This window comes from Streptomyces sp. NPDC053541, from assembly GCF_044544705.1.
Taxonomy (GTDB): Bacteria; Actinomycetota; Actinomycetes; order Streptomycetales; family Streptomycetaceae; genus Streptomyces.
The window spans coordinates 400,962-415,969 of the sequence record NZ_JBITXM010000009.1; the positions used below are offsets into that span (position 1 = coordinate 400,962).

Consider the following 15,008-nt stretch of genomic DNA (forward strand, 5'->3'; position numbering starts at 1 on the left):
CGGGGGGGGGGGGGGGGGGCGGGGGGGGGGGCGCGGGGGGCCCCCCCGCCCCCCCCGGGGGGGCCGGGGGGGGGGGCGGGCCCCCCCCCCCCGGCGGGCCCCTTCGTTCCGCGGGGACGGGGTCAGACCGTGTCGACGAGCTCCGTCTGCCCCTTGGCCTTGCGGACCCGGTCCTTGACCAGGCCGATGGCCAGCACCAGCGCCGCCACCAGGAGCGAGAGCACGACCTGCTCGCGGTTGCTGCCGCCGTCGTAGACCATGTAGCCGAGCACGAAGGTGATCATCGCGATGGTGGCCCAGGTCAGGTACGGGAAGAGCCACATCCGCACGATCAGCTTCTCTGGCGACTCGCGCAGGATGATCCCGCGCATCCGCAGCTGGGTCACGCAGATGACCAGCCAGACGAAGAGCGCCACCGCGCCGGAGGAGTTCAGCAGGAAGGCGAAGACGGTGTCGGGCCACTTGTAGTTGAAGAAGACCGCGACGAAGCCGAAGGCCACCGAGGCGAGGATGGCCGCCGTCGGCACACCGCGCGCGTTGGTGCGGGCGAAGGCCTTCGGGGCGTCACCGCGCTGGCCCAGCGAGAAGGCCATCCGGGAGGCGGTGTAGAGGCCGGAGTTCAGACAGGACAGGACGGCGGTCAGCACGATCACGTTCATGACCTGGCCGGCGTGCGGGATGCCGATGGAGTCGAGGGCGGCGACGTACGAGCCCTTGTCGACGATCGACTTGTCGTTCCACGGCAGCAGGGTGAGGACGACGAAGATCGAGCCCAGGTAGAAGACGCCGATCCGCCAGATCACGCTGTTGGTGGCCTTGGTGACGGCCTTCTGCGGGTCCTCCGACTCGCCGGCGGCGAGGGTGACGATCTCGCTGCCCATGAAGGAGAAGACGACCATCAGCACACCGGTGAGGATCGCGCCCGCGCCCATCGGGAAGAAGCCCCCGGTGTCGGTGAGGTGCGCGAAGCCCGCGCCCGGGTTGTCCGAGCCCGGCAGCACGCCGAAGACGGCGAGCAGACCGACGACCACGAAGGCGCCGATGGCGACGACCTTGATGCCCGCGAACCAGAACTCGAACTCGCCGTACGAGGAGACCGAGGCCAGGTTGGTGGCGGTGAGCACCACCATCACGATGAGCGCCCAGCCCCACTGCGGGACGGCCGGGATCCAGCCCTCCAGGATCTTGGCGCCGGCGGTGGCCTCGACGGCCAGCACGACCACCCAGAAGAACCAGTAGAGCCAGCCGATGGTGAAGCCGGCCCAGCGGCCGAGCGCCTGGTCCGCGTAGGCGGAGAAGGAGCCGGAGGTGGGGCGGGCGGCGGCCATCTCGCCCAGCATCCGCATCACGAAGACGACCATCGCGCCGACCAGCGCGTAGGACAGGAGGATGGCGGGGCCGGCGGCGGCGATGCCGGAGCCGGAGCCGACGAAGAGGCCGGCGCCGATGACACCGCCGATGGCGATCATCGACAGGTGGCGGTTCTTCAGTCCGGCCTTGAGGCCGTTGGCGTCGGCGGGCTGGTTTTCACCGGGGTGTCCGGTGGTTCCGCCTTCCTTCGCCAGGGTCGGCTCCGTGTTCATGAACGCTTCCTTCGGTGTGGGGGCCGCTCGGGTCGCGAGCTGGGGACATGAAACAGAAAGACCGGTGGGTACGGAAGAGATGATTCCGGATCGTGATTCAGGACATATGCGGGAGATAAGGTCCAGACCAGTCGACGACAGATGTCCCGCGGCGGCCCGTTCCGGCGTCGGACCCCGCTGACCGCTACCCGCTCCCGGCCGTGCCACACTCGGAACATGCGCGTCTACCTCGGCTCCGACCATGCCGGCTACGAACTCAAGAACCACCTCGTCGAATGGCTGAAGGCCCACGGCCACGAGCCCGTCGACTGCGGACCCCACATCTACGACGCCCAGGACGACTACCCGCCGTTCTGCCTGCGCGCCGCGGAGAAGACCGCCGCCGACCAGGGCAGCCTCGGCATCGTGATCGGCGGCTCCGGCAACGGCGAGCAGATCGCCGCCAACAAGGTCAAGGGCGTCCGTGCCGCCCTCGCCTGGAGCGAGCAGACCGCCGCCCTCGGCCGCGAGCACAACAACGCCAACGTCGTCGCCGTCGGCGCCCGCATGCACTCCGAGGAAGAGGCGACGAAGTTCGTCGAGATCTTCCTGAACACCCCGTACTCCGGCGACGAGCGCCACACCCGCCGCATCGACATGCTCACCGCCTACGAGACCACCGGCGAGCTCCCGCCCATCCCGGCCCACCACCCGCAGGAGCCCACCGCCTGATGCCCGAAGGGCACACCATCCACCGGCTGGCCGCCGACTACCGGGAACGGTTCGGCGGCCGGCCCGTGCGCGTCTCCAGCCCGCAGGGCAAGTTCGCCGACTCCGCCGCCCTGCTCGACGGCACCGTCCTGGAGCGCACCGAGGCCCACGGCAAGCACCTCTTCCTCGGCTTCCCCGGCGAGGAGTGGGTCCATATCCACCTCGGCCTCTTCGGCAAGGTCGGCTTCGGCGACGCGCCGGCCCCGCCGCCCACCGACACCGTCCGGCTGCGGCTCGCCAACCCCGAGGCGTACGTCGACCTGCGCGGGCCCACCACCTGCGCGCTGATCACCGACGCCGAGAAGCGGGCGATACACGAGCGGCTCGGCCCCGACCCGCTGCGCCCCGACGACGACCCCGGCCGCGCCTGGAAGCGCGTCTCCCGGTCCCGTACGACCGTGGCCGCGCTCCTCATGGACCAGAAGGTCGTCGCGGGCGTCGGCAACGTCTACCGCGCCGAGGTCCTCTTCCGGCACGGCATCGACCCGTACCGCGCCGGCCGGGACCTGACCCGGCCGGAGTGGGACGCGATCTGGACCGACCTGGCGGCGCTGATGCGCGAGGGCGTCCGGCTGAACCGCATCGACACGGTCCGCCCCGAGCACACCCCCGAGGCCATGGGCCGCCCGCCCCGCGTCGACGACCACGGCGGCGAGGTCTACGTCTACCGCCGCGCCCACCAGCCCTGCCACATCTGCGCCACCGAGATCCGCACCGCGGAACTCGCGGCCCGCAACCTCTTCTGGTGCCCGGGCTGCCAGAAGGGCTAGCCCGCTAGAAGCTGTGCGGCAGCCACGGGGCCACCGGTGAGCCGAAGGCGACCGAGGCCGCCGTCAGGGTTCCCGGCCGCAGCTCGCGGACGCGACCCGCCGCCGCCAGGGACAGCAGCGACACCCCGCCCAGATACGCGGCGCCCAGCTCCCGCACGCTCAGCGCCAGGTCCGCCGGGTCGTCCGTGCGGACGCACCGGGCGCCCGCCCTGTCGGCGGTCAGCCGCCAACGGCCCTCGTTCCAGGGGCAGAAGGCGTCCGCGACCTCGAACACCACGTCCACCGGCGTCTGGTACGCGCGCGCCTCCAGGGCCGCGCCCAGCTCCACCAGGCGCACGAAGAGGATCTCCCGCAGGGTCGGCTCGCAGCGCCGGACGTCCGTCACCAGGTGCTGCCAGGCGTCGTCCACCGGCCGGCTGAAAACCCGCACCCGCGCGGTCAGGTCCACCGAGCACAGGAAGCGCCAGAGCGCCGCCTCCGCCACCGGGTCGAGCCCGGCGAGCTGGTGCACCGAGACCGAGCCGTCGGAGCCCGCGAAGGACCAGTTCGGCTTGATCGCGTAGTGCGCGTAGCCGACGACCCGCCCGTCCCGCTCCGCCAGCACGCACAGCCGCGGCGAGGCGCCGTCCCGGTCGCCCGGCGGGTCGAGCAGCGCGACCCGCTCCCAGCCGGGGCGGCGCTCCAGCATCCCGGGCCGGCCGGGGACCAGCGCCGCGTACACCGCCTCGGTCGCGTCCAGCGCCTCCGTCGGCGACGTCACCCGCAGCGTGATCCCGTCCGTGCCCTCCGGCACCGTCAGGCCCACCCGGGTCGTGTCGATCGTCGCGTGCACCGCCTGGGTCGCCGCCCCGTAGCCGAAGCGCCCGTAGATCACCGGCTCCGAGGCCGTCAGGACCGCCAGCGGCTCGCCCCAGCTCCGTACGTCCTCCAGCTGGCGCCGCATCATCGCGGTGAGGATGCCGCGCCGCCGGTGGGTGCCGGCCACGCTCACCATCGTCACGCCGGCCGCCGGCACGGACCGCCCGCCGGGCACGGTCAGCCGGAAGGAGAAGGCGCCCGCCGTGCCGACGCACCGGTCGCCGTCCCAGGCGCCGAGGGACCGCTCGTGCTCGGTGAGCTCCTGCCAGAGCTTGCGCTCCTCGTCCGCCTCCGGAACCCCGCCGAACGCGAGTTCGAGCACCGCGTACCACTTGTCCCATTCGGCCGGGTCGAGCACCCGTAGTTCAGTCGTCATATGCCATCGATATCAGCGCCGGCTGCCCCAACGCGACCCGGTTTCGGCCGCCTTGTCACCTGGGTCCCCCTGCACGAGCTCCGGGCGGGTGGATAGGGTCCAGGCCAATGGGACGTCGCGGCGCAGTGGACTCGTACGCGGCCCGGATGCGCAGGCGCGCCCGCCGGGCCCGCACCGTGCTGCGCCGGAGCGGGGTCGACTACTTCCGCGGCGACGGCTCCGACTGGATCGCGCTGGCCGGACTCCTGCTCACCGTCCCGGCCATCGCCGTCGGCAGCCTCACCAACCCCGTCTGGTGCTCGCCGGTCGCGCTCGTCCTGCCGATCGTCGCAGGCGGGCTGCTGCTGCGGCCCGCCAGCCTGCTCGGCCTGTACGCGGCGGCCGCCGGCGCGCTGATCGTCGAGTCCGTCGTCCTCGGCCCCTACACCGAGGGCCCCGCCCGGGTCACCCCCGGCACCGTCCTGGTGGTCGCCGCCTGCGGGCTCTTCGGCCTGCTCATCGCCCAGTTCCGGGCCCGGGTCGGCGTGCCCTGGCGGCGCGGCGGCACCATGCTCTTCGACCTGCGCGAACGCATCCGGGTGCAGAGCGCGCTGCCCCGCCTGCCGGCCGGCTGGCACCGCGAGATGGCGCTCCGCCCGGCCGGCGGCCAGTCCTTCTCCGGCGACTTCGTCGTCGCCGCCCGCACCAACGGCGGCCGCACCCTCGAAGTCGTCCTCACCGACGTCTCCGGCAAGGGCATGGACGCCGGCTCCCGCGCCCTGCTGCTCTCCGGCGCCTTCGGCGGCCTCCTCGGCTCGCTGCCCCCGCACGGCTTCCTGCCCGCCGCCAACGCCTATCTGCTCCGGCAGGACTGGGACGAGGGCTTCGCCACCTCCGTCCACCTCGTCCTCGACCTGGAGTCCGGCGACTACGAACTCCTCTCCGCCGGCCACCTCCCCGCGCTCCAGCTGCACGCGGGCACCGGCCGCTGGGAGGAGAAGGCCGCCGAGGGCCCGCTGCTCGGCGTCTACGACGGCGCCGAGTTCCACCCCGTCAAGGGCTCCCTGCGCCCCGGCGACGTCCTGATGCTCTTCACCGACGGCCTCGTCGAGAGCCCCGACCGCGACATCGCCGAGGGCATCGACCGCCTCACCGGCGAGGCCGACCGCCACGTCGCCGCCGGCTTCGAGGGCGCGGCCTGGCACCTCATCGAGGCCTGCGCGAAGGACGTCAACGACGACCGGGCACTGCTGCTCATCTCCCGTTCTTCGTGAACGCCCAGGCCATCTCGGGCTCGGTCACCGGCTTCATGACCTTCCGTACGACGGGGGTGCACAGCAGGGTCATCACCACGAGGATCGCCACCGTCACGACCACTCGGCCCAGCGGGGTCTGGAGCTGCTCGAGGCCGTCGTAGAACCCGGAGTAGGAGCCGAGGCGGATCACGATGCCGTGCAGCAGGTAGCCGCAGATGGTGCCGGCACCGAGGACCGTGAACCAGCGTTGCGTGCCCGGCACCAGCGAGAGGAAGGCGGCACAGAGCAGCAGGGTGAGCAGGAAGAGGACACCGGCCCAGAACACGCCGGGGAGCAGGCCCATGGACAGCTCCTGGACGCTGCGGGAGCGGTAGACCCAGTTCAGCGGGACGTACGGGGTCACCCGGTAGGTGACCACCAGCGTCACGGCCAGCACGGCCAGGGCGGCCACGCGCACCGGGGTCCGGCGCAGCCACGCGAAGTGCTCGGGCCTCATCCGCAGGCCGATGACGAAGAACGGCAGGAACTGCAGGATCCGGGGGAGTTCGAGCTGTCCGCCGAGGCCCGGCGTCACCGTGGCGAGCGCGGCGATCGCGAGGGAGACCGCGACCGGCCACCGCACGACGGACCAGAAGGGGGCCGTGATGCGCCACGCGAAGAGCGCGAGCAGGAACCACATCAGATACGTGGGCTGGAGCAGGCTGAACGGCCTGCCGGGCTCGACCCAGCGGGTCAGCAGCGTGTACACGACCTCGAAGACCACGTACGGCAGCGCGACGCCGGTCAGCAGCCGCTTGAGCTGGGCGGGCTTCCCGGTGTAGCTGCGCGAGAGGTAGCCGGAGACGAGGATGAAGACCGGCATGTGGAACAGGTAGATGAACTCGTACAGGGCCCGGGCGGACCGGCTCCCGATCAGGACGACGGGCAGGACGTGCCCGACGGCCACCAGCAGGATGGCCAGATACTTCGCGTTGTCGAAGTACGGGTCCCGGCGGGACGCGGCCGGGGCGCCGGGGGGCGTCGCGGGCCCGGCGGGCGCGACGGCCGTGCCGACGGAGTGGCCCTGGTCGGTGTGGGATGACATGGCCGTTGACGCTATCTGTGCGTCACCTGTGCGAAAAGTGTCGTGCGGACTGTCGTCAAATCACCCCCAAATGCCACAAATTCAGGCATTGGCTCATAGGTCATCCCTCTGAAACGGGGTAAAAGGCGCACCGTTGTGCTCGTGTGCCGTTCGTCTCTCTTTTCCTCGGCCCCTTGCCGGGACGATTCGTCACCCGGCCGCAGCGGGCAGGGAGTTGGTGGCACGATAGGTGCAACGGGGGTGTTCTGTGACGTGCGCTCCCGGGCGGCAAGGCGGGACCGACCGAGGGTGTGATCAGTTGTGGCCATTTCGCTGTCTGTGGTGTTGCTGTTGGCGATCGTCCTGGTGGTGCTGATCCGCGGCGGGAACCTCAAGGCCGGTCCGGCCGTCGTCGCGGTGCTCTTCGGCTTCTTCCTCGCCTCCACCGGCATGGCCGACGACATCCAGCGCTTCCTCGACTCGATAACGCAGACGATCGGCGCCATCAAGTTCTGATCCCGCCAGGGGCGGGCGCCGACGGAGCGGACACCGGGCGAAAGAGCCCCCGCCGCGAACGGCGGGGGCCCCGACCCCGTGTGGCGCGCGGCCGGGCTCAGAACAGCCGGAGCTCCCCGAAGCCCGAACCGCCGAGCGGTACCGGCGCGCCCAGGGTGCCGTCCGCCTGCCCGGGGTGCAGCACCAGATCACCCCGCCGGTCGACGGCGACCAGGTCGTTCACCTCGTCACCGGTCAGATCGCCGGCCGTGACCAGCGACGGCACCCGCCGCGCGCTCCACCCCGAGTCGGCCACCGTCACCGGCGGCACCAGCGCGTACGGCGCGACCGGGCCGTAGTCGACGCCCGCGAACTCCAGCGAGCCCTCCTCCGGGTCCCGGGCGAGCACACCGGCCGCGAGGTACCCGTAGTTCCCGTCGGACGCGACGATCGTCCGCCCGGCCCAGCCGCTCGACGCCAGCACCGTCGGCTCCATCGCGGTCAGCCCGGAGAAGCCCGGGTAGAGGTCGAAGACGAGCAGCCGGTCGCCCTCCACCGCGACGATCTTCGGCAGGAAGCCCTCGGGCGTCCGGTTGACGGCGATCGCCGTCACGGCGGACCAGTCGTATCCGGTGACCTCCGAGGGAGAGCCGAAGCCGCCCGCCCCGTCGCCCGGGTACACGAAGAGCTTCGCGCCCTGCCGGACCAGCAGGTCGTTGCGCACGTCATTGGGCTGCTGCTGCCCGTACCGGTTGAGCAGGTAGCCCGCCCGGGCCACCACGGCGCCCGACCAGTCCCGCTCGTCGGCGACCACCGGCGCGGCGAAGCCGCCGCCCTCCCGGCCGGCGCCGAGCGTCAGGCGTCCCCGGTCGTCCACCCCGAGCAGATCCGGCCGGCCGTCGCTGTCGAAGTCGCCGAACGGCTCCACGAACGGCCTGCGCACCCAGTAATCGGCGCCCGCCGCGTCCGAGACGTTCCCCGCGCGGTCCACCGCGCGCGCCCACACGGTCGCCGGGCCGCTCTGCTCCGGCGTCACGAACGTCGTGGTGGCCGTGCCGTCCGCGCCGACCGGCACCCGCCGGTCCACCGCGCAGGACGCGCCCGGCTGGGTCAGCGGATCCACGCAGAAGTACGAGGCCTCCGTCCCCTCCGGCAGCGCGATCCGCACGGTCCGGACCGTGCCCGGATCCGAGGCGTTCGGGTACGGCGTCGCGTCCAGGAAGGTCACCGTCGGAGTGCCCGGCCGCGTGTGGTCCGTCGAGAAGCCGCACGCCGTGGTCCACTCCGAGGCGCCGCTCGCGCTCTCCACCCGCGCCTGCCACCAGTACGGGCCCTCCGGCGGCACCATCTCCCGCGGGACCCGCAGCGTCACGGTCGAGCCCCCGCTCGTCCCCAGGGTCACGTCGGCCACGGGAGTCTCGGGCGCCCCCTCGCGCCACAGCCGGAAGTGCGCCTCGGGAAGCCCCTCGGTGCTGCTCTGCCCCTGGACCCTCACCGTCAGGTTCACGTCCGTGTTCCCCACCCAGGCGAGCTCGCCCGCGGTGGTGCAGCCGCCGGGCTGTGCCGACGGATCGCTCACCGTGTACGGGTACTCGGCGGCCGACGCCGTGCCGCTGCCCAGCAGCACGGCAGCGGACGCGAGCGCCAGCGAGACCGCCGCGCCCCTCTTCGTCCCCTTCATCTTTCCCTCCCCTGAAGCCTGTTGATCGCCCCGGCCGAGACGCTAGCGCGCGGGCCCGGCGCGGAGCGCGGGGATTACGGGGAAGGGGGCGGGAACCGGCCTGCCCGGAAACGGCGACGGCCCGGTCCCTTCCACCGAGGAAGGGCCGGGCCGGCACGGACAGAGCGGGCGACGGGAATCGAACCCGCGTAGCTAGTTTGGAAGACTAGGGCTCTACCATTGAGCTACGCCCGCGAACGGAGCACCGCAGGCCAGGGCCCGCGGCACGGACGCCATCGTAGCGGGTCCGGGCGGGTGCCCGCACGCCCCGGTGAAACGGGGGCGTCGCACCGTCTCCGTCCATGTACCCTACGTGTCGCACCGACGGGGTGTGGCGCAGCTTGGTAGCGCGTCCGCTTTGGGAGCGGAAGGCCGTGGGTTCAAATCCCGCCACCCCGACCAGCCAGGAACACGTGACCAGCCAAGATCACGTTGTGGGGCGCCTGCCGCTTGCGGTTACTATGCAAGCTGCGTGCCCGTGTGTCTCTCTGACCGGGCCGATCGGCCGGAACCGCCCCTGGCGGTGAAGCCGGAAACCAGGAATCAGCCACCAAGGAGACCGAACCGTGAAGAGCGCCGTGGAGACCCTGAACCCGACCCGGGTTCGGCTCACTGTCGAGGTGCCCTTCGAGGAGCTCAAGGACAGCCTCGACGCGGCGTACAAGAAGATCAACCAGCAGGTCACGGTCAAGGGCTTCCGCAAGGGCAAGATCCCCGCGCGCGTCATCGACCAGCGCTTCGGCCGCGGTGCGGTCCTCGAGGAGGCCGTCAACGACGCGCTCCCGAAGTTCTACACCGAGGCCGTGAACGAGGCCGAGGTCAACCCGCTGGGTCAGCCCGAGGTCGACATCACGGAGCTGAAGGACGGCGAGCTGCTGGCCTTCACCGCCGAGGTCGACGTCCGCCCGACCATCGAGATCCCGGACTACTCCGGCATCGAGGTCGAGGTCGACGCCGTCGAGGTCACCGACGAGGACGTCGAGAAGTCCGTGGAGCAGCTGCGCGAGCGCTTCGCCTCCACGAAGCCGGTCGAGCGCGCCGCCGCCGAGGGTGACGTCGTCACCATCGACCTGCAGGCCAAGGTCGACGGCGAGGTCCTGCCCGACGGCATCGCCGACGGCGTCTCGTACACCATCGGCTCCGGCGAGCTGCTCGACGGCATCGACGCCGCCGTCACCGGCCTGGAGGCCGGCGGCGAGGCCACCTTCACCTCCGAGCTGAAGGGCGGCTCGGCCGCGGGCAAGGAGGCCGAGGTCACCGTCAAGGTCACCGCCGTCGCCGCCCGCGAGCTCCCCGAGCTGGACGACGAGTTCGCGCAGATGGCCTCGGAGTTCGACACCCTCGACGAGCTCAAGGCCGACAGCCGCAAGCGCCTCGAGAACATGAAGCAGTTCGACCAGGCCACCCAGGCCCAGGAGCGCGTCCTGGAGAAGTTCCTGGAGCTCGCGGAGATCCCCGTTCCCGAGAAGCTGCTCGAGGACGAGATCAACACCCGCAAGCACAACCTGGAGCACCACCAGCTCGGTCAGATGGGCCTGACCCTCGAGAAGTACCTGGAGTTCCAGGGCAAGACCGTCGAGGAGTTCGAGGCCGAGACCAAGGAGCAGGCGGTCAAGGGCATCAAGACCCAGTTCCTCCTCGACGAGCTCGTCTCCAAGGAGAAGCTGAACGTCGAGCAGGACGAGCTCACCGAGCACCTGATGCGCCGCGCCGCCTCCTCCGGCATGTCCCCCGACCAGTTCGCCCAGGCCGTCGTCCAGGGCGGCCAGGTGCCGATGCTGGTCGGCGAGGTCGCCCGCGGCAAGGCCCTCGCGGTCGTCGTCGAGGCCGCCAAGGTCGTCGACACCAACGGCAACGTGGTGGACCTGTCCGACGAGGACGAGGAGCAGGCCACCGAGACGGTCGAGACCGTCACCGGCGAGGCCGAGGTCTCCGAGGAGAAGTAAGCCCCACCAGGATCGGCGGGCGGCCCAGGCCGCCCGCCGGACCCCGCGCCACGGGCCCGGACGCACCCCTGTGCGACCGGGCCCGTGGACGTACCGGGACCCCCGCCGGGCCCGGTGGTGACCCGTTCATGCGCGCCCAACTACCTTGCGCTCCCAGCGAACAGTTCGGGAACCGGGATGGCGTTGTCCTACCTGCGCGTTAGGGTCCATGAATACGGGGGCAGTGCCCTCAGAACGAGACGCGAGACGGCCCGGGGCCGTCGGAGACGAGCAGGTGGATACGTGACGAATCTGAAGCCTTACGCCGCGGGTGAGCCGTCCATCGGTGGCGGCCTCGGCGACCATGTCTACAACCGGCTGCTCGGCGAGCGGATCATCTTCCTCGGCCAGCAGGTCGACGACGAGATCGCCAACAAGATCACCGCGCAGATGCTCCTCCTGGCCGCCGACCCGGAGAAGGACATCTTCCTCTACATCAACAGCCCCGGTGGCTCGGTGACGGCCGGCATGGCCATCTACGACACCATGCAGTACATCCCCAACGACGTCGTGACGATCGGTATGGGCATGGCGGCCTCCATGGGCCAGTTCCTGCTCACCGGCGGCACCGCCGGCAAGCGCTTCGCGCTCCCGAACACCGACGTCCTGATGCACCAGGGCTCCGCGGGCATCGGCGGCACGGCCTCGGACATCAAGATCCAGGCCGAGTACCTGCTGCGCACCAAGAAGCGCATGGCCGAGATCACGGCGCACCACTCCGGCCAGACCGTCGAGACGATCATCCGCGACGGCGACCGCGACCGCTGGTTCACCGCGCAGGAGGCCAAGGAGTACGGCCTCATCGACGACATCATCACCCACGCCGCGGGTGTCCCGGGCGGCGGCGGCACGGGCGCCTGAGCCCAGGCAGCCCGCTCCCAGCCCAGCCCCCGCCGAACGCCACCAGGACGGTGAACACCCAGATGCAGAACAACCTCTCCGCGAGCGGCCTCTACACCGGCGCGCCGATGGACAACCGCTATGTCGTCCCGCGCTTCGTGGAGCGCACCTCGCAGGGCGTGCGCGAGTACGACCCGTACGCGAAGCTGTTCGAGGAGCGCGTGATCTTCCTCGGCGTGCAGATCGACGACGCCTCCGCCAACGACGTCATGGCGCAGCTGCTGTGCCTGGAGTCGATGGACCCGGACCGCGACATCTCGATCTACATCAACAGCCCCGGCGGCTCCTTCACCGCCCTGACGGCCATCTACGACACGATGCAGTTCGTGAAGCCGGACATCCAGACGGTCTGCATGGGCCAGGCGGCCTCCGCCGCGGCCGTGCTGCTCGCCGCCGGCACCCCCGGCAAGCGGATGGCCCTGCCGAACGCGCGCGTGCTGATCCACCAGCCGTCCGGCGGCACCGGCCGTGAGCAGCTCTCCGACCTGGAGATCGCGGCCAACGAGATCCTGCGCATGCGCACCCAGCTGGAGGAGATGCTGGCCAAGCACTCCTCGACCCCGATCGAGAAGATCCGCGACGACATCGAGCGCGACAAGATCCTGACCGCCGAGGACGCCCTCGCGTACGGCCTGATCGACCAGATCATCTCGACCCGCAAGAGCACGGCGGGCGCGTCGGTCTGACGCTCGACTTTCCCTTGGCACGGCACGTGTGGCCGAATCGCATCCATGTGAACCGTGCCAAGGGGGGCCCGAACGGGGGGTCCGGCAAGGTACCGTCGAATATGAGGCACCAGGAGTCGCTGAACCAAGCGCTCCCAGGCGAAGGGGAAGCACCTCGTGGCACGCATCGGTGATGGCGGCGATCTGCTCAAGTGCTCGTTCTGCGGAAAGAGCCAGAAGCAGGTGAAGAAGCTCATCGCGGGACCCGGTGTGTACATCTGCGACGAGTGCATCGACCTCTGCAACGAGATCATCGAGGAAGAGCTCGCGGAGACGAGCGAAGTGCGGTGGGAGGAACTTCCCAAGCCGCGCGAGATCTACGAGTTCCTCGAGGGGTACGTCGTCGGGCAGGAGCCCGCGAAGAAGGCCCTCTCGGTCGCGGTGTACAACCACTACAAGCGCGTCCAGGCCGGCGAGAACGGCGGCGCGCAGGGCCGGGACGACGCCATCGAACTGGCGAAGTCCAACATCCTGCTGCTCGGTCCGACCGGCTCCGGCAAGACGCTCCTGGCGCAGACCCTGGCCCGGATGCTCAACGTGCCGTTCGCCATCGCCGACGCCACCGCGCTGACGGAGGCCGGCTATGTGGGCGAGGACGTCGAGAACATCCTGCTGAAGCTGATCCAGGCCGCGGACTACGACGTCAAGAAGGCCGAGACCGGCATCATCTACATCGACGAGATCGACAAGGTCGCCCGTAAGAGCGAAAACCCGTCGATCACGCGCGACGTCTCCGGCGAGGGCGTGCAGCAGGCCCTGCTGAAGATCCTGGAGGGCACCACGGCCTCCGTTCCGCCGCAGGGCGGCCGGAAGCACCCGCACCAGGAGTTCATCCAGATCGACACGACGAACGTGCTCTTCATCGTGGGCGGCGCCTTCGCCGGTCTGGAGAAGATCATCGAGTCGCGGGCCGGCGCCAAGGGCATCGGCTTCGGGGCGACCATCCGCTCCAAGCGCGAGATCGAGGCGAGCGACCAGTTCCAGGAGGTCATGCCGGAGGACCTGGTGAAGTTCGGGATGATCCCCGAGTTCATCGGCCGTCTCCCCGTCATCACCTCGGTCCACAACCTGGACCGCGAGGCCCTGCTCAAGATCCTCGTCGAGCCGCGCAACGCGCTGGTGAAGCAGTACCAGCGCCTCTTCGAACTCGACGGCGTCGAGCTGGACTTCGACCGCCCGGCCCTGGAGGCCATCGCCGACCAGGCCATCCTGCGCGGCACCGGCGCGCGCGGCCTGCGCGCGATCATGGAGGAGGTCCTCCAGTCGGTGATGTACGAGGTCCCGTCCCGCAAGGACGTGGCCCGCGTGGTCATCACGGCGGACGTGGTCCGCGACAACGTCAATCCGACGCTGGTCCCGCGGATCGTGAAGAACGACGGCCGCCACGAGAAGAGCGCGTAGCGCGGCAGGACAAGGAAAGGGGCGCCCCGGAGAACCGGGGCGCCCCTTTCGTGTGCGTGGGCCGGGTCAGGCCTTGGAGCGCGCCGTGTTGTAGAGCTTCGCCGCGAGGTCGGCCACCTCGGACTGGGGGAGCGGGGCGCCGCCGGTCATCATCGTCGACAGGTCGATCAGGTTGACCGAGCCGACGGTCGAGTAGTCGGCCCAGATGCAGGTCGGGGCCTCCAGCGACTTCGGGCCGAGGGCGCCGCTGCTGGAGGGCTTCTCCTGGGTCATCTTCACGTTCTGGCACTTCATCAGGGCGCCCTTGAAGCCGGCCGGCTCCACGACCTCGGCGGTTCCGACGAGTTCGTACTTCACGCCCAGCTTCTTGGCGTCGGGGTTCGTCCCGATGCCGGCGAAGTAGGCGTCGATCGTCTTGTCCGGGTCGGCGATCTCGCCGTACAGACCGCTGAAGCTGAGCTGCTTGCCCTTGAGCGGCGCCGTGTCGTTCTTGTACTGGCCGACGACCTGGGCGGCGTTCTTCACGCCCATCGCCTCGGCGCGGGCCTTCTGCTCGGCGGTCAGCGTGGGCGGCTTGGACGCCCCCGAGGTCTTCTTGTACGCGTCCACCGTCTCCGGGGCCGTCAGCTTGTACCCCTTCGTGTCGTCGCTCACCGCGCCGTTCCCCGCGCCGCTCCCGCCCAGCACGAAGTACGCACCCACGCCGAGCGCCGCCACCACCGCGATGCCGCCGACGATCCAGCCGGCCTTGGACTTCTTCGGGGCCGGGCCCTGGGGCATGTAGCCGCCGGGGCCCTGCGGGGCGCCGTACGGGGGCTGCTGGGGCGGCTGGCCGTAGGGGCCCGGCTGCTGGGGCTGCTGGGGGTAGCCGTACGGGGCCTGCGGGGCCTGCGGCGGGACGCCCTGGGGGGCCTGCTGCGGGTAGCCGTAGCCGGGCTGGGGGGCCGGCGGCTGGCCGTAGGGGTTCGGCTGACCGCCGTAGGGCCCGGGCTGCTGCCCGTAGGGGTTCGGCTGGCCGCCGTACGGGCCCGGCTGGTTGTAGCTCATGGACAGGTTCCCCTCACAGGATGTTTATGCGTAGCGAACATCCTGTCGGAAGCCCCGCCCCACCGGAGCGCTGGGGGGCACACCGTTACCGAACAATCGA

At 70.8% G+C, this 15,008-nt stretch carries 13 protein-coding genes and 2 tRNA genes; 9 read left to right on the forward strand and 6 right to left on the reverse strand.

Annotated elements, in window-relative coordinates; genetic code table 11:
• Positions 1-122: 122 nt before the first annotated feature.
• Positions 123-1,583, reverse strand: a complete 1,461-nt coding sequence (locus ACIGW2_RS24500) for an amino acid permease (RefSeq protein WP_399845853.1) — start codon at positions 1,581-1,583, stop codon at positions 123-125.
• A gap of 216 nt (positions 1,584-1,799) precedes the next feature.
• Here ACIGW2_RS24500 and ACIGW2_RS24505 point away from each other — a divergent pair, with 216 nt between their 5' ends.
• Positions 1,800-2,294, forward strand: a complete 495-nt coding sequence (locus tag ACIGW2_RS24505; protein WP_391656476.1) for a ribose-5-phosphate isomerase — start codon at positions 1,800-1,802, stop codon at positions 2,292-2,294.
• Complete coding sequence (locus ACIGW2_RS24510) at positions 2,294-3,103, forward strand: Fpg/Nei family DNA glycosylase (RefSeq protein ID WP_391656475.1); 810 nt, start codon at positions 2,294-2,296, stop codon at positions 3,101-3,103. The genes ACIGW2_RS24505 and ACIGW2_RS24510 overlap by 1 nt, the downstream gene beginning before the upstream one ends.
• A gap of 4 nt (positions 3,104-3,107) precedes the next feature.
• Here ACIGW2_RS24510 and ACIGW2_RS24515 read toward each other — a convergent pair whose 3' ends face one another.
• Positions 3,108-4,337: a GNAT family N-acetyltransferase gene (locus ACIGW2_RS24515; RefSeq protein WP_391656474.1), complete on the reverse strand. Its 1,230-nt coding sequence runs from the start codon at positions 4,335-4,337 to the stop codon at positions 3,108-3,110.
• A 107-nt stretch (positions 4,338-4,444) separates the two neighbouring features.
• On the opposite strand from ACIGW2_RS24515, the gene ACIGW2_RS24520 reads away from it, so the two are divergent.
• Positions 4,445-5,590 carry a PP2C family protein-serine/threonine phosphatase gene (locus ACIGW2_RS24520; RefSeq protein WP_399845857.1) on the forward strand — a complete coding sequence of 382 codons (1,146 nt, stop codon included), beginning with the start codon at positions 4,445-4,447 and terminating at the stop codon, positions 5,588-5,590.
• On the opposite strand, the gene ACIGW2_RS24525 is transcribed toward ACIGW2_RS24520, so the two are convergent.
• The gene (locus ACIGW2_RS24525) at positions 5,571-6,656 is read right to left on the reverse strand and encodes an acyltransferase family protein (protein ID WP_391656472.1); all 1,086 of its coding nucleotides are present in this window, start codon (positions 6,654-6,656) and stop codon (positions 5,571-5,573) included. The two genes, ACIGW2_RS24520 and ACIGW2_RS24525, sit on opposite strands and share 20 nt — an antisense overlap.
• A 300-nt stretch (positions 6,657-6,956) precedes the next feature.
• On the opposite strand from ACIGW2_RS24525, the gene ACIGW2_RS24530 reads away from it, so the two are divergent.
• Entirely contained in the window at positions 6,957-7,151 is a 195-nt protein-coding gene (locus ACIGW2_RS24530) for a hypothetical protein (protein ID WP_356072106.1), read from the forward strand.
• A gap of 97 nt (positions 7,152-7,248) precedes the next feature.
• On the opposite strand, the gene ACIGW2_RS24535 is transcribed toward ACIGW2_RS24530, so the two are convergent.
• Together ACIGW2_RS24535 and ACIGW2_RS24540 are read right to left on the reverse strand one after the other, a co-directional pair.
• Positions 7,249-8,811, reverse strand: a complete 1,563-nt coding sequence (locus ACIGW2_RS24535) for a hypothetical protein (protein ID WP_399845860.1) — start codon at positions 8,809-8,811, stop codon at positions 7,249-7,251.
• 163 nt (positions 8,812-8,974) lie between these two features.
• A tRNA-Gly gene (locus ACIGW2_RS24540) sits at positions 8,975-9,045 on the reverse strand.
• A 130-nt stretch (positions 9,046-9,175) separates the two neighbouring features.
• Between ACIGW2_RS24540 and ACIGW2_RS24545 the strand changes: the two genes are divergently transcribed.
• From ACIGW2_RS24545 to clpX, 5 genes are all read left to right on the forward strand, one after another.
• A tRNA-Pro gene (locus ACIGW2_RS24545) sits at positions 9,176-9,252 on the forward strand.
• 164 nt (positions 9,253-9,416) lie between these two features.
• Positions 9,417-10,796 (forward strand): trigger factor, encoded by a 1,380-nt coding sequence (gene tig, locus ACIGW2_RS24550; protein WP_356072111.1) that lies wholly within the window; start codon positions 9,417-9,419, stop codon positions 10,794-10,796.
• Positions 10,797-11,078: 282 nt separating this feature from the next.
• Positions 11,079-11,696 carry an ATP-dependent Clp protease proteolytic subunit gene (locus tag ACIGW2_RS24555; protein WP_265862392.1) on the forward strand — a complete coding sequence of 206 codons (618 nt, stop codon included), beginning with the start codon at positions 11,079-11,081 and terminating at the stop codon, positions 11,694-11,696.
• Positions 11,697-11,758: 62 nt separating this feature from the next.
• Positions 11,759-12,421 (forward strand): ATP-dependent Clp protease proteolytic subunit, encoded by a 663-nt coding sequence (locus ACIGW2_RS24560; protein WP_265862391.1) that lies wholly within the window; start codon positions 11,759-11,761, stop codon positions 12,419-12,421.
• Positions 12,422-12,577: 156 nt separating this feature from the next.
• Positions 12,578-13,861 carry an ATP-dependent Clp protease ATP-binding subunit ClpX gene (clpX, locus tag ACIGW2_RS24565; RefSeq protein ID WP_128980430.1) on the forward strand — a complete coding sequence of 428 codons (1,284 nt, stop codon included), beginning with the start codon at positions 12,578-12,580 and terminating at the stop codon, positions 13,859-13,861.
• Between the two features lie 66 nt (positions 13,862-13,927).
• Here the strand turns inward: clpX and ACIGW2_RS24570 are convergent, their stop codons facing one another.
• Positions 13,928-14,908: a hypothetical protein gene (locus tag ACIGW2_RS24570; protein ID WP_391656470.1), complete on the reverse strand. Its 981-nt coding sequence runs from the start codon at positions 14,906-14,908 to the stop codon at positions 13,928-13,930.
• Positions 14,909-15,008 lie beyond the last annotated feature (100 nt).